Origin of the sequence: Pseudomonas sp. PWP3-1b2 (assembly GCF_049896045.1) — a bacterium.
Lineage (GTDB): Bacteria > Pseudomonadota > Gammaproteobacteria > Pseudomonadales > Pseudomonadaceae > Aquipseudomonas > Aquipseudomonas antarctica_B.
On record NZ_JAFCTN010000020.1, the window covers coordinates 40,127 to 65,362 of the forward strand.

Genomic DNA, 25,236 nt, shown 5'->3' on the forward strand with positions numbered 1-25,236 from the left:
TTCCTGAAGGCGCCGACTTTACCTTATCGACGTATAACACGTGACCCCACGGCGCTGACTATCTAAACTGCCGCACACATAGCAAAGCGCCATAACCGAGAAGTCCATGAGCCTGAAACACCGCAACAATGTCGCCATACTGGGCAACGGCACCTCGACCCTGGTGTTTTCCCACGGTTTCGGCTGCAGCCAGGCCATGTGGAATTACCTGGCGCCGCAGTTTGTCGACCGCTTTCGCGTGGTCATGTATGACCTGGTGGGCGCCGGGCTGTCGGACCTCAGTGCGTTCGACAAGGCCAAATACAGCAGCCTGGAAGGCTACGCCGGTGATTTGAACGAGCTGATCGATGAATTTGCGGTTGGCCCGGTGATTCTGGTGAGCCACTCGGTCAGCTCCATGATCGCCACCCTCGCCGACCGCCAGGCCCCCGGGCGCATCGCGGCTCATGTGATGATCGGCCCGTCACCGCGCTATATCGATGACGCAGGCTATGTGGGCGGCTTCAAGCGCAGCGACATCGACGACTTGCTCGACACCCTCGACAGCAATTACCTCGGCTGGTCCAGCGCCATGGCCCCGGCCATCATGGGCGCGCCGGGGCAACCGGCGTTGAGCGAAGAACTCACCGAGAGCTTTTGCCGCACCGAACCAGACATCGCCAAGCAGTTTGCCCACGTCACCTTTATGTCGGACAACCGCCAGGACGTGATCGGCCTGACCACACCGGTGCTGATCCTGCAATCGAGCGACGACCTGATCGCCCCGGTGGTTGTGGGCGAATACCTGCACAGCGTGTTGCCCAACAGCACCTATTGCCTGGTGGACAACGTCGGCCATTGCCCGCACATGAGCGCGCCGCAAGCCTGTGCCGAGGCCATGGAGCGCTTTTTGGCACCGTGGGCGGTGGCCCATGTCGGCTGACCTGTTCGAGAGCGCCGCCTGCGCGCTGGCCGTTACGGCCGAAGACGGCACGATCCTGCAAGTCAATACGCGTTTCAGCGACTGGCTGGGTTTCTGCAGCGCCGAGCTGTGCAGCCTGCGCTTTCAGGACTTGCTGACCATGGGCGGGCGGATTTTCCATCAGACGCACCTGGCGCCGATGTTGCGCATGCGCGGCAGCGTCACCGAAGTGAAGCTCGACATGCTGCACCGCGACGGGCACAAGGTGACGGTGCTGCTCAACGGCATCAAACGCGTGACCGCCGACGCCGTGGTGTATGACCTGGCGCTGTTCGGCACCACCGACCGCGACAAGTACGAGCGCGAGCTGCTCAACGCTCGCAAACTGGCCGAAGCCTTGTTGCAGGAAAAAACCGCAACTGAACAGGCGCTGCAGCAAGCCCAGGCCGAGTTGAGCGAGGCCTATGCCATCGCCCAGCGCCGCGCACTGTTTGCCGAGCAGATGGTGGCGATTGTCAGCCATGATTTGAAGAACCCGCTGACCGCCATTCGCATGGCGTCGGACTTTCTCGGCCGTGGCGAGCGCACGGCCAAGGAGCGCCAGTTGCTGGGGCATATCGGCCAGTCGTCCGAGCGCGCGCAGCGCATGATCGACGACTTGCTGGACTTCACCCAGGCCCGGGTCGGCCAGGGCATTACCATCAAGACCGCACCGTTGGACTTGCACGACGTGATCCACCGCGCCGTGGATGAACTGCGCGTGGCGTTCCCCAAAGCCACGCTGAAGCACATCGCCGAAGGGCGTGGCGTGGCGTGCCTGGATGCCGACCGTGTGCAGCAGATCATCGGCAACCTGGTGGCCAACAGCGTCGCGTATGGCGACCTGCAACAGCCGATCACCATCACCTCACGCATTGACGACAATGGCTGCGAAGTCTCGGTGCACAACTACGGCGCGGCGATTCCCGAGCCGCTGATGGCGGTGTTGTTCGAGCCGATGACCCGTGGCACCGACCATGGCAGCGAAGTGCGCAGCGTCGGCCTTGGCCTGTATATCGTGTGCGAACTGGCCAAAGTCCACGGCGGCGATGTGGCGGTGAGTTCCTGCACAGCAAAGGGCACAACGTTCACCGTGACGTTCTAGTTTACGTTCAATGTCTTCATGCCCTCTGTGGCGAGCGGGCTTGCCCCGCGTTGGGGTGCGAAGCAGCCCTAACACCAGCGACCGAAGAGTGCCTGACTCACCGCGTTCAAGCTTTTAGGGCTGCTTCGCACCCCAACGCGGGGCAAGCCCGCTCGCCACAGTGACAACTACAGCCAAAGCTACAGTGTTCGCCCTTGACGAGCGGGTATCAAAAGGCCTTAGTTCAAATACGCCGTCCCCTGCATCACCGGCTCCACGCTGCCAATCAGCACCACCCCGCCGCTGCCATCCCACTGCACCGTCAGCGTGCCGCCGTCGCAGTGCACCTCAACCGTGTCATCGAGCAAACCGCGCCGAATCCCGTTGACCACCGCGCCGCAGCAGCACGAACCCGACCCCAGCGGCACTCCACCGCCGCGCTCCCAGATGCGCAGGCGAATGTGGCCTCGGTCGAGAACCTGCACGAAATGCACATTGGTCTGGGCCGGGAACAGCGGGTGAGTTTCCAGCGCCGGGCCTACGGCCGCCACGTCGATGGCGTCTACGTCGTCCACAAAAAACGTAAGGTGCGGGTTGCCCATGCTGCACGCCGCCGGGTTGCCGTCGAGGGGCAATGACAGGGTGTCCATCGCCTGCGCCAGGGGTACGGCCGCCCACTCCAGCGACGGCACGCCCATATCCACCGACACTCGCCGACCGGATTCGCGCGTGCAGGTCAGCAGGCCGCGGTCGGTGCGCAGCACGATGGCGTCGCTGCCAGCCTCGAACATCAACCGGTCGGCGACGCCTCGGGTGGCGCTGCCGCAGGTTTGCAGAGGCGTGCCGTTGGGGTTCCAGAATTTGATGCGGGCGGCGGCGTCTTCGCAGTCGAGTATCACCGCCAGTTGGTTGAAGCCGATGCCGGTGTGGCGGTCGCCCAGTTGGCGGGCGATTTGGCGGGTGATCGGGTCGCTCTGGCCACGGCGGTCGATGATGATGAAATCGTCGCCATGGGCGTGCATCTTCACGAACGGCAAGGTCATGGACACTCCTGTTGTCGAAACTGAATAGACGCTTGAGCATACGGCAGTTTCATCCAGACGGTTTCGGCTGCGTGCTAGCGTGGCGCGATCCTGTTCACACGAGCCGCCCATGAAAACAGCCACCTTCGTATTGTCCGCCGTGTTCGCGGCGTTTTCACACGCAGCGCTGGCGGCCAACGTGTGCCAGCCGGTCGCGTCAAACCCGACCAGCGCAGCCCTGCTCGCCGCCGCCCAACGCCACTTGGGCGACCAACCCCAGCCGTTGGCGCATCTGCACACGGAGGGCACGTTGCCGAACCACGGCATCCGCGAGCAGAGCATCGCCGCCGAAAAAGACTGGCCGGTGATGCGTCAGGCGGCGCTGGCCTGGCGGTTGAGCGGTGACCCGCGTTATCTCAAGCAAGTCGACACTTACCTGGCCGCGTGGGCGGATGTGTATCAGCCGGATTTCAATCCGATTGATGAAACCAACCTGGATATGGTGATCAATGCGTATGCGCTCACCGCCGATCATCTGCGCCTGGAAACCCGGGACGCGAGCCGTCGTTTGATCCGTACATTGAGCAATGGCTATATCGCCCATATCCAGCAATTCAACGGGCAGAAAAAAGGCACGCAAACCAATAACTGGCAGAGCCATCGCGTCAAGCTGGTGACCGTGGCGGCCGCCGCACTCGGCGACCAGGCGATGCTTGAGCAGGCCCATCAACTGTTCAAACAGCAGATCGCTGACAACGTGCTGCCCGATGGCTCGGTGACTGACTTTCAAGACCGCGATGCCTTGCATTACGTGGTTTACGACCTGGAGCCGTTGGTGCAGGCGGCGCTGGCGGCCAAGCCCTACGGCGGCGAATGGCTGAACCTCACCGCCAACGGCGCCTCGCTGCGCGCCGCACTCGACTGGCTGGTGCCCTACGCGACTGGGCAGCGCAGCCATCAGGAGTTCGTGCACACCCATGTGCAGTTCGACAAAGACCGCGCCGGTGTGGGCGAAGCCGGGTACAGCGGCACCTGGCAACCCAAAAGCAGCGCCACGCTGTTTTGGCTGGCGGCGCAGCTGGACGCGCGTTACCTGCCAGTGGCCAAGCAGTTGGCGGCTCACCCGGCAGACTGGATCAGTGCCTGCTATTTGAAATAAGTGCCGCTAGACTGGCCGGGCTCCCCTCTCAAAGGATTGACGATGCTCAGTGTATTCAGCGGCCTGCCCGGCAGCGGCAAAACCACAATCGCCCGCGAACTGGCGCAACGCACCGGCGCGGTTTACCTGCGCATCGACGTGATCGAGCAGGCGCTGCGGGATGCCGGCGTATTGGCGGGGGATGTTGGCGCCAGTGGTTACGCGGTGGCGAATGCATTGGCGCTGAGTAATTTGCGCCTGGGGCAGAAGGTGATTGCGGACTGCGTGAATCCAGTCAGGGAGAGCCGGGAGGCATGGAAGGCTACCGCTGCCATGGCGGGTGTTGAATGTCTGGATATTCAGGTGGTTTGCTCTGATCGACTGGAGCATCAGCGCCGCGTAGAAGCGCGCACCGGGGATATTCCAGGGCTGGAGCCGCCAGGTTGGCACTCCGTGTTGGCCCATGAGTACGAAGTGTGGGACAAGCCGCCACTGACAATCGACACCTCCCTGAAAACGCCCGCCCAGTCGCTGGAAATTCTCCTGGCACGGCTCAACCCCCTGCCAACCTGACTTGCTGTGGTAAGCGGATCTGTTCTGGTGGCCAGACTTTCCGTCGCAAGCGGGCTTGTTGTGGCGAGCGGGCTTGCCCCGCGTTGGGTGGCGAAGCCGCCCCAAACCCTAAGCACACATTCCATCTGAAGAAACGCAGCGCCTGGGTCAGGGCCGCTTCGCAGCCCAGCGCGGGGCAAGCCCGCTCGCCACGACAGGCCCGCTCGCCACAACAAGCTCACTTGCCATAGAAGGGAGTGCGCTGCTTACAGCACGCTTCCCATCGCTTTTATCAGCACCAAATCCCGGGCGTAAATGTCCGGGGCGTACACCAGCCCGCCGTCGCGGTTGACTTCCACCGTCCAGTAACCCAGCAGCACCGGCACCGGGGTGGCCAGTCTGAATTCGTGGGTGACGCCGGTGGCGAGCAATTCGTCGGTGCGGGTGCGTTCGGCCGGGCTTACCAGCAGGTCGCGCAGCAACAGCGGCTGCTCAACCCTCACGCAACCGGAGCTGAACGCGCGCGGGCCTTTGGTAAACAGCGGCTGGCTGGGTGTGTCGTGCAGATACACCGAGTAGGGGTTGGGGAAACGCATCACGATCTTGCCCAACGGGTTGCGCGGGCCGGCTTCCTGGCGCAGCAAAATGTTACCGGGGTGCGCCCAGTCGATTTGCTCGGGGGCCAGCGGGCGGCCTTCGGCGTCGAGCACTTGCAGGTTTTGCTGGCGCAGGTATTCGGGGTTGAGGCGGATGGCCGGGAGTTTGTCCTCGCGCATGATGGTCGGCGGAATGGTCCAGGTCGGGTTGAGCGTCAGCCGGGTGATGCGTGACTTCAGCAGCGGCGTCTGGCGCTCGGCACGGCCGACTTGCAGGCGGGTCTGCCACACCGGAATGCCGCTCTGGTAAACGCTCAGTTGCGCGGCGGCGACGTTGACCAGCACGCCTTCCGGCTCCAGGTCCTGGGCCAGCCAGCGGAAGCGTTCAAGGTTGATGCGCAGTTGTTCGCGGCGCACCGTCGGGCTGATATTCAGTTCAGCCACAGTGCCCGCGCCAATAACGCCGTCAGCTTGCAACGAGTGGCTGAGCTGGAACGCCTTGACCGCCTTGACCAACTCGTCGCGGTATTGCTTGCCGCCACCAACCGGCGCCTTGTCCAGGTAGCCACCGCTGACCAGGCGTCGCGCCAGTTCCGGCACGCGCGGGTCTTCCATGCCGGGGCGCAACAGCGGGCCAGTCGCGACCGGGTCCCAATGCGGCAACGGTTGCAGGCGCACGCTGGAATAGGCATTGCGCAAACTGCGATACAGGTCGGCACTGGGACGCGCCTGTTCAAAGGCTTGGGCCATGTCCTGCATACCGACGGCGGCAAAGGCCAGCACCTCGGTATTGGGGTCGCGGGTGGGCGGCTGGGAATGCCACAGCGGTTCAAAGCGCGATTGCTGCAAGCGCCCGAAGTGCAAATCCTGCAGGGCTTGCAGGTACTGGCGGCTCACGTCGATATCGCTGCACAGCACGTTGGCCGTGGCATCCGGCGCAGGCAAGCTATAGTGGGTAGGGTCCAGCCCGTCGTCGGCCAATAACTGCAACTGGGCTTGCAAGGCCTGGCGGCGATCGTCGGCGGACCACAGCGGCACATCACCTTGTAGCTGATAGAAGGCTTGCAAGCGCGATTGGGCGACTGCGTCGATGTGTGGGGCCAGGCTTGGGCAAACGCTGAGCAATTGCCCAAGGGCCTGCTGCACCGGGCTGATGGCGACAAGCGGCACAGCCTCTACGGGCTGCTCGGTCGGCAGCTCATCGGCTGTCGCGACCAGTGGTGCAACGAGCAGGCAAAGGCTCAAGTAACATGCGTGTTTTTTGAACAATTAGCTCTGCTCCAATCCACAGCGGGGGACGCTCTGTAGATGCTGACTTTTATGTGCCGCCTGGGTTTTATCACCTTAAGCCTGGCTGTGTTGAGCAATTCTGCGCTCGCCGCCAATGGTAACCCACCTACTTTGTATAGCAGCCTGGCGCGCTCGGCTCCAGAACTCAATCCCACCGTACTGAAAAGCGCCCTGAGCGCCGTGCAGTGCGCCGTCAATAATGGCGAGGAACGCTCGGAGCGCCTGGCCGTGATTGACTATTCACAGCCCTCGACCGCCCGTCGGCTGTGGATCTTCGACTTGCGCAAGCAGACCCTGGTGCTGCGCGACCTGGTGGCCCACGGGGCCAACTCCGGCGAGAACTTCGCCACACAGTTCTCCAATCTCGAAGGCAGCCACCAATCCAGCCTGGGCCTGTTCCGTACCCAGGAAAGTTACCTGGGCAGCCACGGCTACTCGCTGCGCATGGACGGCCTGGAGCCCGGCTTCAACGACCAGGCCCGCGACCGCGCGTTGGTGATCCACGCTGCCGACTACGTAAACTCGGCCTGGAGCAAGCGCGAAGGCCGTATCGGTCGCAGCCAGGGTTGCCCCGCCGTGCGCCCACAAGTTGCGCGTCAAGTGGTGGACAAGCTCAAGGATGGGCAGTTCATGTTCTCGTGGTACCCCGACCAGCGCTGGCTGAAGTCGTCGACGTACTTGAACTGCAAGCCCCAACAAGTGGCAAGTAGTCGTACACTGCGTGGTGGTTAGCCTGTCCCACAGACAAAAGAGAGCAACTAATGCTTTTACACACGTCCACCTGGATCGAGATCGGTCAATTCCTGGAACGCAGCCGCACGGTGGTGATCCCCATCGGTTCCAACGAGCAACACGGCCCCACCGGCTTGCTGGGCACCGACTGGATGTGCCCGGAAATCATCGCCCATGAGGCGCAGAAAAACGCCGATATCCTGATCGGCCCGACCTTCAACATCGGCATGGCCCAGCATCACCTGGGCTTTCCCGGCACCATTTCGCTGCGCCCTTCCACCTTTATCGCCGCGATTGGCGACTGGGTGCGTTCGCTGGCCGGGCATGGTTTCGAGAAGATCCTGTTTCTGAACGGCCACGGCGGCAATGTCGCGACCATTGAAGCGGCGTTTTCCGAGCTGTACGCCGAAGCAAGCTTCGCCCGTCGCCCGGCCGGCTTTGCGCTCAAGCTGGTTAACTGGTGGGACCTGGAAGGCGTCAACGACCTGGCCCACCGCCAATTCCCGGTCGGCCATGGCAGCCATGCCACGCCGTCGGAAATCGCCGTGACGCAGTGGGCGTACCCAGGCTCGATCAAGTCAGCCGAGTACTCGCCACAAATCGCCAACACCGGGCCGATCCGCGAAGCCCTGGACTTCCGCGCACGCTTCCCCGACGGCCGCATGGGCTCAGACCCGGCGCTGGCGACGGTGGAAAAAGGCGGAGAGTTGGTGGCCTTGGCGGCCAAAGGGCTGGTCAACACCGTGAACAGCTTCAGCAACGAAGCAAAACCTTAAAGCCAAACACAATACACAATGTGGGAGCGGGCTTGCTCGCGAAGGCGCAGTGTCAGTCAATACATTACTGACTGATCCACCGCTTTCGCGAGCAAGCCCGCTTCCACATTTGGATCTATGTAGGACGTGGGGTTACTGGCAGGCTTTAGCCGACATCTCCAGCCGCGATGGCTTGATCGCCGACGCCAGCGGCTTGCGCTCATACAAAAACACCTTGGTGCCGTCCTGGGACTTGTAGGCCTCCAGCACATCATCGGCAGCAATCTTGCTGGTCAACACCACCTTAACGTGGCGCGAGTTCTGCGTGACGGTCGCGGTGATGCCGTGCTTTTCAAGCTTGGGCACCACGCACTGCACGTAGGCGTCAGGCGTCTTGTCGGTTTGCAGGGTCAGGCTTGGAGCGTTTGGAGCGGTGATGCAACCGGTCAGCAACAAAGAAGCAACAACCGCGGCCGGGACGAAAAAAGAGCGCATAAACATTCCTGAAAAAAGCCAATGGGGTTCACATCAATCCGCGTGTCATCCCTCGCGGACCAACGCCTTGAGCGAGGCGTCGAACTGCTTCAAGGCATCGAGCTGTACATCTCGTTGCTGTTCAATTTGCGCGGCAATTTCCGGGGCCGCCTTGTCATGCACCCAAACCGAGGCCACCTGCTTGTGCATCGAGCCTTCTGCCTTGGCGATGTATTGCAGGTCCGCGTCGTAGAACCGCGCGGTAAACCTGGCCTCGACCACGTCGTTGCGCTGGGTCAGCAACTGGTTATGGGTATCGAGCATCACCACCACGTCCGGGTGCGCCTGCACCAGTTCGTCCAGGCTGCTGTAAACCGTTACCGACAAAAACGTGCCCTGCAACGAATTCATCAACCAATCAATGGCCAACTCCGGATCGGAGCTGTCGACAAACGCCTCGCGGATGCGCCCGTCGAGCTCATTCCTGGCGCCGTTCAAGGCCATGGCATGGTAGCGTTCAAGGTAGCTGAGGTTGTCGCGGGTGTTTTCGCTGTACAGCACACCCACCGACTGCGCGCGCGCCAGGGAGTCTACGCTACCGACGAGGGGCAGCAAATGGCCCGTACGCAGATCACCGGCAATCGCCGAGTTCGCCAGCACCGCAGTGCCGAGCATCACAATCATTAAGCCAAGCTGGAAAATCGTCCTCATCGCGCAGTTCCTTGAGCAGCGTCTCGATGGAGGTGATTCTGCGCTTTTGGTGTAAAAACAGAACTTGCGTTACGTGATGGTGACTATTATCTGAAGCGATAGTGCGCCCATAAAACCGATAAGGACCCCGCCATGAAGCCCCACCAGAAAACCTTCGACCGCATCCGCGAAGCCGTATTGCCGGAGTTTCGCGAGCGGGTCGCCGATTACCTGGTCGACTATGAAACCGTGTTGCTGGATGAGGCGGCCGCCCCGCACCAGGCCTACGCCAGCGCCCAGCAATTGCGCGGCTACCTGCGTGGCCTCAACACCATGCGCGTGCTGGGCATGGCCGATTGGGAAGACTTGGACCGGCGTGTGGCGCGAGAGGCATCAAGCATCAAAGTGCCGGGCGCCGCTGATTGACCCATTCCTGCACCGCAGGCCGCTGCCACTGGCGCTGCGCGTAGTCCACCAACTCGGCTGGCACGCTGTCGCCATTGAGAATCAGGCGATTGAGCATCACGGCCAGGTCCACGTCAGCAATCGACCATTGGCCAAACAGGTACGCAGGGTTGCCCGCCAACAGCACCTGCGCCGCATTGATCAGCGTGTTCGCAGCGACCTGCGCCACGGGTGACAGCGGCGGCATGCTCTGGCCGTAGAACACCACCAGCGTCGAACGCTCCTGGCGAATCGGCAGCAAATCGCTGCGCAACCACGCCTGCACCTGTCGCGCCCTCGCCCGCTGTTTCGGGTCGGCCGGGTACACCGGCGTATCGGGATACACCTGCTCCAGGTATTCGCAGATCGCGGAAGATTCCGACAACGCAAAGTCGCCGTCTACCAATGTCGGCACGCGACGGGTCAACGACAGTTGGGCAAATGCTGGCGTCTGGTGTTGTGCGGTGTCGAGGTCCACGGTCAGCGTGTCGAACGCCAGGCCTTTTTCGCGCAGGGTGACAAACGCCGCCATCGCGTAGGGGCTGGTGAATTGGGCATCGACGTATAGGCGCAACGAAGGTCGGTTCATGGCGAGTCTCCTTGAGTAGAAGCCCACGCTACGAGATCGGCGGTCAGAAAGACAATGCGCGGTTTTTATGGGGGCATTCCTGTTGGGAATGCCTACAACAATGGCTGGTGATAATGGCGCGGATATTTTCAGCATGTCCCCACGTTTATCATTTGACCTGCCAGCCATAATGATATAACCAATTATTTCGACACTTTCAAAACCTGATCGAAAATACGCGCAATCAAGTTATGGAGGAATTTCTCTTGTACGGTTTCGACTCCAGTTCCTGCAACATCTGCTACTGTGAGTTCTATGTCAGCCAATCCAAATACTCGATCCTGCATCCCGCCTACACTCCAACAAAGCACATTGGCACCATACGTAGCAAAGACTCTGCTCCCGGAAGGCAGTTGTGCAGCAGTTATCGTTATTCCTGATTGCCCCTTAAGCGGCACTCCAGTTGAGCTACCAAAATAGCTGCTTAAATTTTCCGTCGTAGAAGACACCCCACTGTAAGCACCAGTAATAGATTTCGAAAAGTCACCGGTATGTCCAAATTGCTGTAGAACATTAATCACGCTTGGAGTCGGAGAATGGTCACACGCTAATATCACAGCGCCTCCTAAATCTACATACTCTTTCAACCTGACTGCTTCTACTACTGCAACACCATGAAGACCAATGGAAAGTAGATCATATTTATCTCTTAGTTGAGTCACTGTTAATGATGAAGAACCTAGATCTGCCGTAGCATCTGCAAATTCTACAGACTGGATCTTATTATAAGTCCCCTTCGGCCCGTAGTTTGAAGGGGCTTTAATTTGAGTCAGTAAATTAGGATAGCTGGGTACCCCAATTGCTATGAGACCTGAATATCCGATCCTGATAATAGGCAACGTATCCGGCTTGACTGGCGCGGCGCGGCAGCAATGATGATGCACATGAACATGTACATGCACCTCATGACCGTGCTCAGAACAGCCGTCATGGTGTTCATGGCAATTCTCAAGATTCACAGTGCAGCATACTTCACGCGAAGACTCGGTTGAATCAGACATGATTGACACTCCTATCGCCTTGGGCGTTCATCGCACAGGCTGGGTGATAACGCTCATCTGCTTTTGTGAGAGGCCGACTTACCATCACTAGATACCCAATCCAGTACTCAGTCTACTGTCAGTGTTAACAGGTTTATCTACAAAAAACCTGCCACACAAGCGCTACCCGACGCCGAACTTGCAAGCCTTCCCTTGTTCAAAATGTCCGCTCTTGATCAAGCGTAAGGTCAGCTATTTCTGTGGAACACAACTGTTGTGGCGAGCGGGCTTGCCCCGCGTTGGGCTGCGAAGCAGCCCCATTCAGGCTCATGCAAAACATCAGACAGAATGGGTTGGCTGGCTTTGGGGCCGCTTCGCAGCCCAACGCGGGGCAAGCCCGCTCGCCACAACAAGCCCACTCTCCACAGAAAGCCCGCTCTCCACAAAGATCAGGGGTTGTATCAGGCAAATTCGGCACGCAGTTGCCGGGCGGCGGTGACCATGTGAATCAACGCCGCTTCCGTCTCCGCCCAGCCACGGGTTTTCAGGCCGCAATCCGGGTTGACCCACAACCGCGCTACCGGAATTCGCTTGGCGGCTTTGCGCAGCAAGTCAGCCATTTCCGAAGCCTCCGGCACCCGTGGCGAATGGATATCGTAAACGCCGGGGCCGATGTCGTTCGGGTAGGCGAAGGCTTCGAACGCGTCGAGCAGCTCCATGTCCGAACGTGACGTTTCGATGGTGATCACGTCGGCATCCATCGCCGCGATCGACTCGATCACGTCGTTGAACTCGCTGTAGCACATGTGCGTGTGAACCTGGGTTTCGTCACGCACACCCGAGGCGCACAGGCGGAACACTTCGGTCGCCCAGTTCAGGTAGGGCTGCCACTGCGCCTGGCGCAACGGCAAGCCTTCGCGGAAGGCCGCCTCGTCGATCTGCACGATCTTGATGCCGGCGGCTTCCAGGTCGAGCACTTCATCACGAATCGCCAACGCCAATTGGCGCGCCTGCACTTCGCGGCTCACGTCTTCGCGCGGGAACGACCACATCAGCATAGTCACCGGGCCGGTCAGCATGCCTTTCATCACCTTGTGAGTGAGGCCTTGGGCGTAGCGGGTCCACTCCACCGTCATGGCCTTCGGGCGGCTGAGGTCACCGACGATCACCGCCGGTTTCACGCAGCGCGAACCGTAGCTTTGCACCCAGCCGAAACGGGTGAACGCGTAGCCGTCGAGCTGTTCGGCGAAGTATTCGACCATGTCGTTACGTTCGGCTTCACCGTGCACCAGCACGTCCAGGCCGAGGTTTTCCTGCACCTCAACGGCGTGCTTGATCTCGCTGTGCATGGCTTCGACGTATTCGGCTTCGCTCAACTTGCCGGCCTTGTATGACTGACGCGCCAGGCGAATCGAGGCAGTTTGCGGGAACGAGCCGATGGTGGTGGTCGGGAACAGCGGCAGGTTCAGGCCGGCACGTTGTTTCTCGATGCGCTGGGCAAACAGCGAATGCCGCGTGCTGTCCCTGGCAGTAATCGCCGCAACCCGGGCTTGCACCGCTGGCTTGTGAATACGCGGCGAGGCAGCGCGGGCAGCGTGCACGGCGCGGCTTTCGGCCAGAGCCGCCAGCACCTTCGGCGCTTCAGGCTGATCGACAGCGTGAGCCAAAGCCGCCACCTCAGCGCACTTTTGCACGGCAAACGCCAGCCAGCTTTTCAGCTCGGCATCCAGCGCGTCTTCACGGCTCACATCCACCGGGCTGTGCAGCAAGGAGCAGGACGGCGCGACCCACAGGCGATCACCCAATTTCTCATGGGCGTGCTGCAAGGTCGCCAGGGCGTTTTCCAGGTCGCAGCGCCAGACGTTACGGCCATTCACTATGCCCAGAGACAACACTTTGTAAGCCGGAAGACGGTCAAGGATGGTCGGGTATTGCTCCGGCGCACGCACCAGGTCGATGTGCAGGCCATCCACCGGCAGGTTTGCCGCCAGGCCGAGGTTCTCTTCCAGGCCGCCGAAGTAGGTGGCCACCAGCTTTTTCAGCGGGTCACGCTGGATCTGGTTATAGGCACGCTCAAACGCGTTTTTCCACGCCTGCGGCAGGTCCAGAACCAAAATCGGCTCGTCGATTTGCACCCACTCCACGCCCAGCTCGGCGAGACGCTGGAAGATCTGACCATACAGCGGCAGCAGGCGGTCAAGCAGGTCGAGTGTGTCGAAGTCACCGCCCTTGGCCTTGCCCAGCCACAGGTACGTCAGCGGGCCGATCACCACGGGCTTGACGGTGTGGCCGAGGTCGCGGGCTTCCTGCACTTCCTCAAACAGCTGGTCCCAGCCGAGGTGGAAGTGCTGGTCAGCGCTGAACTCAGGCACGAGGTAATGGTAATTGGTGTCAAACCACTTGGTCATTTCCTGAGCATGGGCACCGCCGCAACCGCTGTTGCTGACGCCACGGGCCATGCCGAACAGGGTGTGCAGCGTGGCGTTGCCGTCGGCTGGGCGAAAACGCTCGGGGATCACGCCGAACATCAGCGAGTGGGTCAGCACCTGGTCGTACCAGGCGAAATCACCGGCGGGCAGCAACTCGATGCCAGCGTTTTTTTGCAGGTCCCAATGGGCCTTGCGCAGCTCACGGCCCACGGCGCGCAGGCCGGCTTCGTCGAGTTCGCCCTTCCAAAACGCTTCCTGCGCTTTTTTAAGTTCACGATCGCGCCCAATGCGCGGGAATCCAAGGGAATGAGCGACTGCCATGACTTACAACTCCAATAGGTACGTTTATGGGACCCATTGTCGACAGCGCGCAATCGTGAGACAAACTCATTTTATTCCAGATCATCACAAGATCCATTCATGTTTGGATCGCATGCACATAGAACGCGGCAATCGGCAGCACCGCCACGATGCCCTTGGGATCGAGCAACTGGATCGGGGAATCTTGTACGTTTGTGGTCGCCACCGCTGGCACCGCTGCTGGCATTACGCCTACCATGCGATCACTCACCACCCAAGACAGTGCCCCATGCTCAAAGCCAGTCTGCGTACTCACCTGACCCTGTGGTTTGCCGGTTTGTCCTTACTCATCCTGCTCAGCGTGGGGTTTTACGTCGGGCATATCGCGACGGAACAGGTAAAGCAGGCCAGCGGCAACGCCCTGCTCAGTACCGCCCGCTCCAGCGCCGCACTATTGGCTGTGCAGTTGCGCGAGCGTCAGCTGGAAGTGTCGTTGCTGAGCAAGGCGCCGTTGTTTCGCCGGGGCAATCTGGACGACCCCGACATCATGACCTTGATGCAGCTGCGCACCCAATCGCGCGCCGAGTACGCGTGGATGGGCGTGGCTGACGCCGAAGGCCGTGTGCACCAGGCGGTGAACGGTTTGCTGGTCAACCAATCGGTTGCACCGCGCCCGTGGTTCCAGGCGGGCATGCGGGGCGAATACACCGGTGATCCCCACGAAGCCGTACTGCTCGCCAAGCTGCTGCCCGGCTCGGAGAATGGCGAACCGCTGCGCTTTATCGACTTCGCCGCGCCGATCCGAGACGCCAACGGCAAGACGATTGGCGTGCTCGGCGCCCATGCGCACTGGAACTGGGTGACGCAGATCGTTGATTCGGCGGTGATGCAAAAAAACACTGCGCCCGATCTTCAGGCGCTGATTATCGATTTCGACGGCAAGGTGCTCTACCCCGAGACGCTCGCCGGCCAACAAATGCAAAAAGACAGCCTGAACTCGCCCTCCGGCTGGACTACTGATGAGGGTTACGTCAGTGCGTCTGTTGCCGTGCCGAGCCCGTCCAACGCCAACCTGTCCTGGTACATCGTGGTGCGCCAACCGCTGGACATCGCACTGCAACCGGCGCGGGTGCTGCTGAACAAATTGCTGATACTCGGCGTGCTGGCGGCCATCCTCATCACCGTGGTGGCTTATTACCTGTCGCTGACCCTGAGCAAACCCATCGAGCGGCTGGCCCGGTCGGCCAAACAGGTGCAGGAGCAAAAACCCGGCGCGGTATTCCACCAGGAGCATGCGGTACTGGAAATCGCCCAACTGGGCCAGTCCATCAGCAGCATGACCCAGTCACTGCTCAACAAGGAGCGCGAGCTGCAAGAAGCCAATGCGTCCCTGGAAGCTACCGTGGTGCAGCGCACCGCCGACCTCACCCAAGCCAATGCCGACCTGCTGAAACTGGCCACCCACGACGCGCTGACCGGCGTCTACAACCGCCGCCGTTTCGACGAAAAACTCGCCGAGAATAGCCTGCTGTTCCAGCGCACCGGCCGCACCTTTGCCCTGCTGCTGATCGACGCCGACTACTTCAAACGCGTCAACGACACCTACGGCCACGCGGTCGGTGACGAGGTGCTGTGCCAACTCGCGGCGCTGATCGAAAGCACCACTCGCGCCACCGACTTTGTAGCGCGCTATGGCGGTGAAGAGTTTGCGGTGTTGCTGCCGGAAGTCGAAGAGCCGGACAGCCCGGAGGTGGTCGCCGAAAAAATCCGCGCGGCCATTGCGGCGGCGAATTTTCCGCAAGTGGGCCAACTCACCGTGAGCATCGGCGTCGGCATCGCCGAACCCTCAGACCGTGATTCGCTGGGGCTGCTCAAGCGCGCAGACATGCAATTGTATGAAGCCAAGGCCGCAGGCAGAAACCGGGTGGCATAACCCTCCCGGCACTGTGGCAAGGTCAGTCGATCAACCCCTGCGCATCATAGAAAGGATACGGCCCCGCATACTCCCCAAACACGCCGTTATGGCTAACCAGCCCCTGCCCGTCCCACCGGTGCAGCAGGTACCCCGCAGGCTCCAGGTTGAAATGCGCGGGCGCGGTGGCTTGCAGGTCGAGCACGATCTGGTGGGAGGTGCCGGGGCACACACAACTCACGCTGCCGCCGAATCGCCGCTGCATCGGCCGGTGCAAGTGACCGCACAGCAGGCGTTCCACCTGCGGATGACGGGCGACGACTGTTTCCAGGCCGGCGGCATTGATGAAGGGTTCGCGGTCCATGTGGCCGATGCCGCTGATAAACGGCGGGTGATGCAGAATCAGCAAGGTCGGCGTGTCTGGGCGCAGCGCCAGTTGCTCGTCCAGCCACTGCAATTGGCGGCCCGACAACTGCCCGCCATGGCCGCCGGGGATGGTCGAATCCAGACCGATCAGGCGCAGCGGATGCTCGTCCACCACCCAGTCCAGCGGCGCTTCGGCCGACGCCGGCAAGTAGCGGTGATCGCGGAACGCATCGAGCATTGGCCCGCGGGTGTCGTGGTTACCGGGCACCAGGTAGCAAGGCATGTGCAGGCGCGCAAGTTCGGGGTGCAGCACGGCGTATTCATCGGCGCGGCCAAAATCCACCAGGTCGCCGCTGATCACCACAATGTCGGGCCGGGGCTGGCTGGCGTTCAGGTGGTCGACGGCACGACGCAGCGCGCCCAGGGTATCGACAACGCCGTAGGTGAGGCGCTGGCCGGCTTTAAGGTGCAGGTCGCTGATGTGCGCGACAACAAAGGGACGATTCAACATAAATTCTCAGGCATTCAGGGTGAACAACATGTGCGGCGCAACGGCCAGGGCGATCGGCGCGCCGACGCTGTAAAGGTGGTTGTCGTGGCTGTCGACCAGCAACGGTTGTGGGCCGCCGACGTCCACCAGCAGACGGCTTTGAGCGCCCTGGAAAAACTGCGCAACCAGATGGCCGTGCAAGTGCCCTTCGCGCTCCATCACGCGCAAGTGTTCGGGGCGGCAGTACAGGGTGTTCGGCACGTTGGCTTCATGCCACGGCAATTCGCCGCCGCACACTTTCAGGCCGGTGGCTGACTGCTCAAGCACCGCGAAGGCATTGAGGTTGCCGACGAAACCCGCCACAAACGCGTTGGCCGGTTGCTGGTAAATCTCGCGTGGGCTGGCCAGCTGCGCAACGCGGCCCTGCTCCATCACCAGAATGCGGTCCCCCAGGGCCATGGCTTCGCCCTGATCATGGGTGACGAATACCGAGGTGATGCCGAGGCCGCGCAGCAACTGGTCCAGTTCACTGCGCAGGCGCTCACGCAACTGCGCGTCGAGGGCGGCCAACGGTTCATCCAGCAGCAGCACTTTGGGCCTTGGCGCCAGGGCGCGAGCCAACGCCACACGCTGACGCTGACCGCCGGACAATTCATGGATGCTGCGCTTGCCGTGGTTCTGCAACCCCACTAACTCCAGCAACTCTTCGCAGCGCTTGTTGCGCTCGGGCGCAGCGATGCCGCGCACCTTCAAGCCGTAAACAATATTGCCGGCCACATCCAGGTTGGGAAACAGCGCGTAGTTCTGGAACACCATGCCCACGTCGCGGCGTTCGATGGGCAGGCGCGTCACGTCCTGTTCACCGAAAAACACCTGGCCGACATGCGGGCGTTCCAGGCCGGCAATCAGGCGCAACGTGGTGGTTTTGCCGCAGCCCGACGGGCCGAGAATGGCCAGGGTTTCGCCGCCTTCGACGGTCAGGTTCAAGTCGTGCACGGCAACGGTGCCATCGGCGAACGCCTTGCGACAGCCTTGCAGGCGGATAGTGATAGCGGTCATCGACGCTCTCCACGGGACAAACGAGCACTGATGGCCTGCAGCGCGATCAGCAGCGGCACGATCATCAGCAAAAAGATAAGGGTGTAGGCGCTGGCGATTTCCAGGCGCGCCGAGGCGTAGCTGTCGGCCAGGCCCACGGGCAAGGTTTTGGTCATCGGCGTGTGCAGCATCCAGGTCAGGTTGAATTCACCCAGGGACAAGGTGACCACCATCAGCACGCCCGCCAGAATCCCCGCGCGGCAATTGGGCACCACCACGCTGAAAAAGCGCTTGAGCGGCCCGGCACCGAGGCTGGCCGCCGCCTCTTCCAGCACCGGCAGTTGCTGGCGTTGCATCACCGCCATCACCGGCCGTACCAGAAACGGCAAGGTGAACAGCACATGGCCGACGAGGATGAACAGCCAGCTGCTGCGAAAGCTGCCGAACTGGCCGTAGGTCAACAGCAGCGCCAAGGCACTGGCCAACCCCGGCATGGCCACCGGCAGCACCATCAACTCCTCGAAGGCGCGGCTGAAGCGGTTATTCATGCGCACCAGGGCGTAGGCCGCCGGCACGCCGATCACGCAGACGCACACCGCGCAGGCCAGCGCCAGTTGCAGTGACAGCCACACGGTGGGCGAATAGGCCTGCCACACCTGAATCAGCCAATCGAACGTCAGGCCGCTGGACAGGCCGACGAAGAAATTTCGGGTCAGCCCGGCGAGCAGCGACATCACCACCGGCACCAACATGAAGGCGCACACCAGCGTGGTGAACAGCAGTTGAATCACGAACAACGGTGAGCGCTTCACAGGACGGTCCCCGCGTTTTTCACCAGGCGGCGCGTGAGCAGCAACACCGCCCACGTCACCGCACCGAGCACCACCGAGAGCGCAGCGGCGACGGCAAAGTTGGCGTAGTTGGTGAACACGTTGTAGATCGCCACCGGGGTGACGTTGAGCCGTGTGCCCAGGGTAAAAGCGGTGCCGAAGGCGCCCATGGACGTGGCAAAACAGATCGCGCCGCATGACGCCAAGGCCGGCGCGAGGCCGGGCACGATCACGTCGCACACCACGCGCCAATGCCCTGCCCCGAGTGAATGCGCGGCCTCTTCGAGGCTGCGGTCGAGGCTTTCGCAGGCGGCCATCACGGTGAGGATCACCCGAGGAATCGAGAAGTAAAGGTAGCCCACGAACAGCCCCGCCAATGAATACGCAAAAATCCAGCGCTCACCCGCCAGTTGCAGGCCCAGGGCGGCGAACAGGCCCTGGCGCCCGGCCAATAGGATCACCAGAAAGCCCACCACCACGCCGGGAAACGCCAGCGGGAATGTCAGCAACGCCACCAGCGCCGAGCGCCCGAAGAACTGCTGGCGGGCAAGGAATACGCCGCTGATGCCACCGATCAATAAGGCGACCAGCGTCACCACCACAGCCAGCACCAGCGTTTGCCCCAGGCTGCCCACATACTGCGCGCTGCTCAGCACCTGCCAGTAACCGCTGCCGTTGTCGTCACGGCTTTGGGTGCCGAGTACGATCAAATGGGCCAACGGCAACAGCCAGAACGCGAGCAGCACGGCGAACGCGGGGGCCAACGCCCAGGCGGCGTGCCTGTTCACTTATTTCACCTCGCTCAGGTAACGGGCGGCGAAGGCTTCCTGCACGGCGGCCATTTTTTCGTAGTCCACGACACCGGCGCGGGCGTAGTCGCTGTCGGGCAGGAACTGCGCGGCCACCTCAGCCGGCATCTTCATCGGGCGCACCGGGCGCAGGTAGGCCTTGGCCCAGAGTGCCTGGCCCTCGTCGGACAGCACAAAATCGAGGAGCTTTTCGGCATTCGCGCGGTGCGGTGCGTTGGCCACCAGGCTCATCACGTAGGGCACGCTGATGCTGCCTTCTTTGGGAATCACGAAGGCGACGTTGGCGTTGTCCTTGTAGCGGGCACGGTAGGCGTTGAAGTCGTAGTCCACGAGAATCGGCAACTCACCGGACAGCACCCGCGCATAGGCGGTTTGCTTGGGCACGATGGGGGCGTTTTTTGCCAGCTTCTGAAAGTAGTCGATGGCCGGGGCGAAGTTGTCGAGGTCGCCGCCCAACGCGCGGTTGATCGCGACTGCCGAGACATAGCCGACGAAGGCGCTGGACGGGTCCAGGTAGCCAACCATGCCTTTGTATTCAGGCTTGAGCAGGTCGGCCCAGCTTTGCGGCACTGGCAGGCCGCCCAGCGCATCGACGTTGACCATGATGCCCAAAGTGCCGGAATGAATCGCGAACCAGTGGCCGGCCGGGTCTTTGAGGCCGTCGGGAATCTGCTCCCAGTTTTTGGGTTTGTAGGTATCGACCACTTGGGCTTTTTGCGCCTGCAAGCCGAAGGTCACGCCGTAATACACCACGTCGGCCACCGGCGCGGCTTTCTCGGCCACCAATTGGGCCAGGGATTGGCCGGAGTTCTTGTTGTCCAGCGGCACGTGCACGCCGGTGCTGGCGGCGATGGCCTTGAGTTGGGTGCCCCAGTCGGCCCAATCCGGCGGGCAGTTGTAGCAAATCGCAGTCTCGGCGGCCTGGGCCAGGCTGGCCACGCCGCACAGCAGCACGGCTGCCAGGGTTTTACTGAACGCGCGCATCAGGCGTCTCCTCATGGGGTTGAGTGCTTTCGCCGGGCCGGATATGGCAAGGCAGGCAGTGGGAAATCGGGACGTTGCCGGCGATTTGCGCCAGCAGTTGATCAATCACCGTGCTAGCGAGCAGCGCGATGGGCTGCACCACGCTGCACAGGGTCGGGTGCATCTGCGTGCCGAGGGCAATGCCGTCGAAGCCCATCACCGAGAGTTGCTCGGGCACGTTCCAGGCGTTGCGGCGCAGTTCAGCAATGAGGCTGATCGCCAGAAAATCGTTGGAGCAGACCAATGCGGTGGGCGCCTGCGGACCTTGCAGATAAGGTGCGATGGCGGAGAATTCGGCCTGGGTATGCGCCGGCATTTCGATCACCGGCCGGCTATCGAGACCGTAGTCGTTCATCGCGTCGCAATAGCCTGCGTAACGCAGGCGCGCGCGGTCAGACTGCAACGCAGGCCCGGCGACCATGCTGATACGCCGGTGCCCGGTGTCGAGCAGGTACCGCGTGGCCATGGCCATGCCCGCGCGGTTGTCGACCGACACGGCGCTGTAATTGGGGTTGCTCGGCTGGTGGTACGCCAGCACGAAGGGTGTTTGTTCGGTGTTCAGGCTGCTGAGCACGCTGTTGCTTTCGGCATCGGTGACCGTCAGCACCAGCCCATCGACACGCTGGCGCAACAGCTCTTCGACCACGATGCATTCGCGCTCGCTGCTGTAGTCGGTGGTCGCCAGCAACAGGCTGTAGCCACGCAACCGCGCGGCGCGCTCCATGGCCTGGAATTGTTCGGCGAACACCGGGTTCAACAGGTTGGGCACCACCACACCAATCAGCTGGGTGGTTTGCAGGCGCAGTTGGCGGCCGAGCAAGTTGGGCCGAAAGCCCAGCTCACGGGCGGCGGAAAACACTTGCTCGCGGGTGGTCGGGCGCACCTGGTCGGGGGAAGCAAAGGTGCGCGCGGCGGTTGCGCGGGAAACCCCAGCCAGGCGTGCAACGTCTTTAAGGTCAGTCATGGTGTCTCGCTTGAGATCGATCTCATTGGCGAGGACAGTAGCGAGGGAATGTGGCAGGACGGTGGTGGGGAGATGACGGTTTGATGTCAGCGGGTGGCAATCAAGGGTGGGAGCTGGCTTGCCTGCGATAGCGGTGGATCAGCCAATACAGCCGGCACTGAAAGACCGCTATCGCAGGCAAGCCAGCTCCCACATTGAGCCGGTGTGTGCCTATAGACAGTCATACTCCTGCGCTATGCTTGAAAATCCGGCGCAGCAATTTCCGCTGGCTAACCTTTCGATTCGATCCAAGTGCGGGCACAATGCGTGTCCTTTTTTGGCAGGCACCGCCGCAGGCTCTCAAAAATGATCAAAACGCCGTACTACCTCATCGATAAACAGAAGCTTCTGGTCAACTTGCAGAAGATTGCTTACGTGCGCGAACAGTCCGGCGCCAAGGCTCTGCTGGCCCTCAAGTGCTTCGCCACCTGGTCGGTGTTTGACCTGATGCAGGAATACATGGACGGCACCACGTCGTCGTCGCTGTATGAGTTGAAGCTCGGCCGCCAGAAGTTCGAAGGCGAAACCCACGCCTACAGCGTGGCCTGGGCCGACGACGAAATTGAAGAGATGCTGCAGAACTGCGACAAGATCATCTTCAACTCCATCAGCCAACTGCAACGTTTTGCCGAGCGGTCCGAAGGCAAAACCCGTGGCCTGCGTGTGAACCCGCAGGTGAGCAGCTCCGACTACCTGCTGGCCGACCCGGCGCGCCCGTTCAGCCGTTTGGGCGAATGGGACCCGGTGAAAATCGAAGGCGTGATTGATCAAATCTCCGGCTTCATGTTCCACAACAATTGCGAGAACGGTGACTTCAACCTGTTCGACAAGATGCTCGGCACCATCGAAGAACGCTTCGGCGCGCTGCTGCACAAGGTCAACTGGGTCAGCCTCGGCGGTGGCATCCACTTTACCGGCGAAGGCTATGCCCTCGACGCGTTCTGCCAGCGCCTCAAAGCGTTCTCGCAGAAATACGACGTGCAGGTGTACCTGGAACCGGGTGAAGCGGCGATCACCAACAGCGCCTCGCTGGAAGTGACCGTACTCGACACCCTCTACAACGGCAAAAACCTCGCCGTGGTCGACAGCTCCATCGAAGCCCACCTGCTGGACCTGCTGATCTACCGCCTCAACGCCAAGCTGGCGCCGAGCGACGGCGAACACACCGTGATGGTGTGCGGCAAATCCTGCCTGGCCGGGGACATCTTCGGCGAATACCAATTTGATCGTCCGTTGGCCATCGGCGATCGGCTGTCGTTTATCGACACCGCGGGCTACACCATGGTCAAGAAAAACTGGTTCAACGGCCTGAAAATGCCGTCCATCGTAGTGAAACAACTCGACGGTACAGTCGAAGTGGTTCGTGAATTTGGTTACGACGACTACCTGTCCAGCCTTTCGTAAGCTGGCGGATAAAGGAGAGATAAAGCAATTGAAAAAGAACGTTCTTATCATTGGTGCAGGAGGTGTCGCCAAGGTGGTGGCCCACAAGTGCGCGCAGCACAACGACGAACTCGGTCGTATTGCTATCGCGTCGCGCAACATCTCCAAATGCCAGGCCATCATCGACAGCGTCAAGGCCAAGGGTAGCCTCAAGGTACCCGCCGACATCCAGGCCTTCGCGCTGAACGCCCTGGACGTGGAAGCGACCAAGGCCCTGATCCGCGAGACCGAGTCGCAGATCGTCATCAACGTCGGTTCCTCGTTCCTCAACATGTCGGTACTGCGTGCCTGCATCGACACGGGCGTGGCTTACCTCGACACCGCCATCCACGAAGAGCCGGGCAAGGTCTGCGAGACCCCGCCGTGGTACGGCAACTACGAGTGGAACCACCTGGAAGAGTGCAAACAGAAGAACATCACCGCCATTCTGGGCGTGGGCTTCGACCCGGGTGTGGTCAACGCGTACGCCGCGCTGGCCCAACAAAAGCATTTTGACCGCATTGATTCGATCGACATTCTCGACGTCAATGCTGGCTCCCATGGCAAATACTTCGCCACCAACTTCGACCCGGAAATCAACTTCCGCGAGTTCACCGGGCAGGTGTGGAGCTGGCAGAACAGCCAGTGGGCCAGCAACACCATGTTCGAAGTCAAACGCACCGACGACCTGCCGGTGGTCGGTTCGCAGAACCTGTACCTGACCGGCCACGATGAAGTGCACTCGCTGTCGAAAAACCTCGACGTGCCCAACGTGCGTTTCTGGATGAGTTTTGGCGAACACTACATCAACGTGTTCACCGTGCTGAACAAGCTCGGCCTGCTCTCCGAAAAACCGGTTACCACCGCCGAAGGCCTGGAAGTCGTGCCGTTGAAACTGGTCAAGGCCGTGCTGCCAGACCCGTCTTCGCTCGCCCCCGGCTACACCGGCAAAACCTGCATTGGCGATTTGGTCAAAGGCACCAAGGACGGCAAGCCGCGCGAAGTCTTCATCTACAACGTGGCGTGCCACGAAGAAGCCTTCGCCGAAACCGACAGCCAGGGCATCTCCTACACCGCCGGCGTGCCGCCGGTAGCCGCTGCGCTGCTGGTGGCCCGTGGTGAGTGGGATGTGAAGCACATGGCCAACGTCGAGGAACTGCCGGCTGAGCCGTTCCTGAAAGCGCTGGACGTGATGGGGTTGCCGACTCGCATTAAAGACGAGAACGGTGATCGGGCCTGGGATGCGATTGCTTGATAAGCGATAGCTGACCGAACAAAAAAATGCGCCCCGAGGGGCGCATTTTTTGTTTGGGCAAACACAAATCCCAAAACCAATGAAGATCAAAATGTGGGAGCTGGCTTGCCTGCGATAGCGGTCCGCCAGTGCCGGATGTGCCAGCTGACACACGGCTATCGCAGGCAAGCTCCCACAGGAAAATTGTGGTGCTGATAGATTGCATTCCAGCGGATTAACGCCATCACCCTAGAGGGCGCACAATACGCTCGCAGCAACTCAAACGCACTTATTCCCGCCAGCAAGCACCCTGCTCCCTCCCGTCTACGTCAACTTGTCAATCACGTACTGCTGAAACCACGCAGGCTGCGTATCTGAAACGATATCAATGTCCTCCCCCTCTGTAATTTCGGCAAGTTGAGCAAAACTCGGCTCACCGTCCTGAGAGTTATCAAAGATATAGGCCCGATTTGAAAGCAAAATGGCCTCGGATAGGTTTTCCAAAGAGCGCGAATAACGAGACCGAATTTTATCCGAAGGGACATCATGGCCACCGATGGAGGCCCTGTAAGCGACACGGGCAACATTGATATCTGCATCCGCTGTGGCTACGTAGTAAACGTACACTCGGTAGCCGGCCTCTTTTGCACGCCGAAGCAGTTCAATTTTGCTGCCATCCGACATGACTGTCTCAAAGGTAAAACTCACCCGTTCCTTGATCAGCGAGACACGAATAAAGTCTGAAAGCGCGGAAGCTATGTAAGAGTCGACTTGACGCGAAGTGAAGACTAGCCGATCGCCCTCCACAACCAAGTCATCAAGCTTGACAAGAGAGTCGGTAAATTTGTAAAGCAACGAATGGCTTCGCAAGAATGGAATCGCGAGTTTCGTGTATGAGTGAAGGCCAAACGCGGAGAGTTCGAATACACCCGTCTCACGAATGCTCAATTCAATAGCATCTGGATTGATGTAGTTAACCAATAAGTGAGCAGGAACCTTCGAATTGAATGTGCTCTTCCCACTCCCGTTCGGGCCGGCGAACATGCGGACTCGAG

Annotated in this window: 24 protein-coding genes; 10 read left to right on the forward strand and 14 right to left on the reverse strand. The window is 60.9% G+C overall.

Annotation, left to right across the window (positions count from 1 at the left end; all coding sequences use genetic code 11):
* Positions 1–106 precede the first annotated feature (106 nt).
* Positions 107–922 (forward strand): alpha/beta fold hydrolase, encoded by an 816-nt coding sequence (locus ACP7A2_RS14850; RefSeq protein WP_426134805.1) that lies wholly within the window; start codon positions 107–109, stop codon positions 920–922.
* Positions 912–2,045, forward strand: coding sequence for a PAS domain-containing sensor histidine kinase (locus ACP7A2_RS14855; protein WP_426134806.1), 1,134 nt, complete (start codon positions 912–914; stop codon positions 2,043–2,045). Before ACP7A2_RS14850 ends, ACP7A2_RS14855 begins: the two co-directional genes overlap by 11 nt.
* 218 nt (positions 2,046–2,263) lie before the next feature.
* Here the strand turns inward: ACP7A2_RS14855 and dapF are convergent, their stop codons facing one another.
* Positions 2,264–3,067 (reverse strand): diaminopimelate epimerase, encoded by an 804-nt coding sequence (gene dapF / locus ACP7A2_RS14860; RefSeq protein WP_426134807.1) that lies wholly within the window; start codon positions 3,065–3,067, stop codon positions 2,264–2,266.
* A gap of 109 nt (positions 3,068–3,176) precedes the next feature.
* On the opposite strand from dapF, the gene ACP7A2_RS14865 reads away from it, so the two are divergent.
* Complete coding sequence (locus ACP7A2_RS14865) at positions 3,177–4,205, forward strand: alginate lyase family protein (protein WP_426134808.1); 1,029 nt, start codon at positions 3,177–3,179, stop codon at positions 4,203–4,205.
* 42 nt (positions 4,206–4,247) lie between these two features.
* Positions 4,248–4,757, forward strand: a complete 510-nt coding sequence (locus ACP7A2_RS14870) for an AAA family ATPase (RefSeq protein WP_426134809.1) — start codon at positions 4,248–4,250, stop codon at positions 4,755–4,757.
* Between the two features lie 245 nt (positions 4,758–5,002).
* Here the strand turns inward: ACP7A2_RS14870 and ACP7A2_RS14875 are convergent, their stop codons facing one another.
* Positions 5,003–6,601, reverse strand: a complete 1,599-nt coding sequence (locus tag ACP7A2_RS14875) for a L,D-transpeptidase family protein (RefSeq protein WP_426134810.1) — start codon at positions 6,599–6,601, stop codon at positions 5,003–5,005.
* A gap of 39 nt (positions 6,602–6,640) precedes the next feature.
* Here ACP7A2_RS14875 and ACP7A2_RS14880 point away from each other — a divergent pair, with 39 nt between their 5' ends.
* On the forward strand, positions 6,641–7,354 hold the full coding sequence (locus tag ACP7A2_RS14880; protein WP_348059557.1) for a murein L,D-transpeptidase catalytic domain family protein: 714 nt from the start codon (positions 6,641–6,643) through the stop codon (positions 7,352–7,354).
* A 29-nt stretch (positions 7,355–7,383) separates the two neighbouring features.
* Entirely contained in the window at positions 7,384–8,130 is a 747-nt protein-coding gene (locus ACP7A2_RS14885) for a creatininase family protein (RefSeq protein ID WP_426134811.1), read from the forward strand.
* Positions 8,131–8,262: 132 nt separating this feature from the next.
* Here ACP7A2_RS14885 and ACP7A2_RS14890 read toward each other — a convergent pair whose 3' ends face one another.
* Entirely contained in the window at positions 8,263–8,604 is a 342-nt protein-coding gene (locus ACP7A2_RS14890) for a hypothetical protein (protein ID WP_426134812.1), read from the reverse strand.
* 45 nt (positions 8,605–8,649) lie between these two features.
* On the reverse strand, positions 8,650–9,294 hold the full coding sequence (locus ACP7A2_RS14895) for an ATPase (RefSeq protein ID WP_375069026.1): 645 nt from the start codon (positions 9,292–9,294) through the stop codon (positions 8,650–8,652).
* A 132-nt stretch (positions 9,295–9,426) separates the two neighbouring features.
* Here ACP7A2_RS14895 and ACP7A2_RS14900 point away from each other — a divergent pair, with 132 nt between their 5' ends.
* Positions 9,427–9,699 carry a hypothetical protein gene (locus tag ACP7A2_RS14900; RefSeq protein ID WP_426134813.1) on the forward strand — a complete coding sequence of 91 codons (273 nt, stop codon included), beginning with the start codon at positions 9,427–9,429 and terminating at the stop codon, positions 9,697–9,699.
* On the opposite strand, the gene yfcF is transcribed toward ACP7A2_RS14900, so the two are convergent.
* The 3 genes from yfcF to metE all read right to left on the reverse strand — a co-directional run bounded on the left by yfcF (position 9,674) and on the right by metE (position 14,075).
* On the reverse strand, positions 9,674–10,306 hold the full coding sequence (gene yfcF, locus ACP7A2_RS14905) for a glutathione transferase (protein ID WP_426134814.1): 633 nt from the start codon (positions 10,304–10,306) through the stop codon (positions 9,674–9,676). The two genes, ACP7A2_RS14900 and yfcF, sit on opposite strands and share 26 nt — an antisense overlap.
* A gap of 182 nt (positions 10,307–10,488) precedes the next feature.
* A complete protein-coding gene (locus ACP7A2_RS14910) occupies positions 10,489–11,346 on the reverse strand; it encodes a hypothetical protein (RefSeq protein WP_426134815.1) in 858 nt (285 codons plus the stop codon).
* Positions 11,347–11,786: 440 nt separating this feature from the next.
* Positions 11,787–14,075 carry a 5-methyltetrahydropteroyltriglutamate--homocysteine S-methyltransferase gene (metE, locus tag ACP7A2_RS14915; protein WP_426134816.1) on the reverse strand — a complete coding sequence of 763 codons (2,289 nt, stop codon included), beginning with the start codon at positions 14,073–14,075 and terminating at the stop codon, positions 11,787–11,789.
* A 268-nt stretch (positions 14,076–14,343) separates the two neighbouring features.
* Here metE and ACP7A2_RS14920 point away from each other — a divergent pair, with 268 nt between their 5' ends.
* Complete coding sequence (locus ACP7A2_RS14920; RefSeq protein ID WP_426134817.1) at positions 14,344–15,987, forward strand: sensor domain-containing diguanylate cyclase; 1,644 nt, start codon at positions 14,344–14,346, stop codon at positions 15,985–15,987.
* A gap of 22 nt (positions 15,988–16,009) precedes the next feature.
* Here the strand turns inward: ACP7A2_RS14920 and ACP7A2_RS14925 are convergent, their stop codons facing one another.
* Genes ACP7A2_RS14925 through ACP7A2_RS14950 form a run of 6 tightly spaced genes read right to left on the reverse strand, consistent with a single transcriptional unit; the run spans position 16,010 to position 21,486 of the window.
* A complete protein-coding gene (locus ACP7A2_RS14925) occupies positions 16,010–16,840 on the reverse strand; it encodes a phosphodiesterase (RefSeq protein WP_426134849.1) in 831 nt (276 codons plus the stop codon).
* Positions 16,841–16,849: 9 nt separating this feature from the next.
* Positions 16,850–17,881 carry an ABC transporter ATP-binding protein gene (locus tag ACP7A2_RS14930; RefSeq protein WP_426134818.1) on the reverse strand — a complete coding sequence of 344 codons (1,032 nt, stop codon included), beginning with the start codon at positions 17,879–17,881 and terminating at the stop codon, positions 16,850–16,852.
* The gene (locus ACP7A2_RS14935; protein WP_348059579.1) at positions 17,878–18,672 is read right to left on the reverse strand and encodes an ABC transporter permease; all 795 of its coding nucleotides are present in this window, start codon (positions 18,670–18,672) and stop codon (positions 17,878–17,880) included. The genes ACP7A2_RS14930 and ACP7A2_RS14935 overlap by 4 nt, the downstream gene beginning before the upstream one ends.
* On the reverse strand, positions 18,669–19,478 hold the full coding sequence (locus ACP7A2_RS14940; protein ID WP_375069011.1) for an ABC transporter permease: 810 nt from the start codon (positions 19,476–19,478) through the stop codon (positions 18,669–18,671). Before ACP7A2_RS14940 ends, ACP7A2_RS14935 begins: the two co-directional genes overlap by 4 nt.
* Positions 19,479–20,483: an ABC transporter substrate-binding protein gene (locus ACP7A2_RS14945; RefSeq protein WP_348059581.1), complete on the reverse strand. Its 1,005-nt coding sequence runs from the start codon at positions 20,481–20,483 to the stop codon at positions 19,479–19,481.
* Positions 20,467–21,486, reverse strand: coding sequence for a LacI family DNA-binding transcriptional regulator (locus ACP7A2_RS14950; RefSeq protein WP_426134819.1), 1,020 nt, complete (start codon positions 21,484–21,486; stop codon positions 20,467–20,469). The genes ACP7A2_RS14945 and ACP7A2_RS14950 overlap by 17 nt, the downstream gene beginning before the upstream one ends.
* A 345-nt stretch (positions 21,487–21,831) precedes the next feature.
* Between ACP7A2_RS14950 and ACP7A2_RS14955 the strand changes: the two genes are divergently transcribed.
* Together ACP7A2_RS14955 and ACP7A2_RS14960 are read left to right on the forward strand one after the other, a co-directional pair.
* On the forward strand, positions 21,832–22,929 hold the full coding sequence (locus ACP7A2_RS14955; protein ID WP_426134820.1) for a carboxynorspermidine decarboxylase: 1,098 nt from the start codon (positions 21,832–21,834) through the stop codon (positions 22,927–22,929).
* A 28-nt stretch (positions 22,930–22,957) separates the two neighbouring features.
* A complete protein-coding gene (locus tag ACP7A2_RS14960) occupies positions 22,958–24,202 on the forward strand; it encodes a saccharopine dehydrogenase family protein (RefSeq protein WP_426134821.1) in 1,245 nt (414 codons plus the stop codon).
* A 303-nt stretch (positions 24,203–24,505) separates the two neighbouring features.
* Here the strand turns inward: ACP7A2_RS14960 and ACP7A2_RS14965 are convergent, their stop codons facing one another.
* Entirely contained in the window at positions 24,506–25,225 is a 720-nt protein-coding gene (locus ACP7A2_RS14965) for a zeta toxin family protein (RefSeq protein WP_426134822.1), read from the reverse strand.
* Positions 25,226–25,236: the final 11 nt, after the last annotated feature.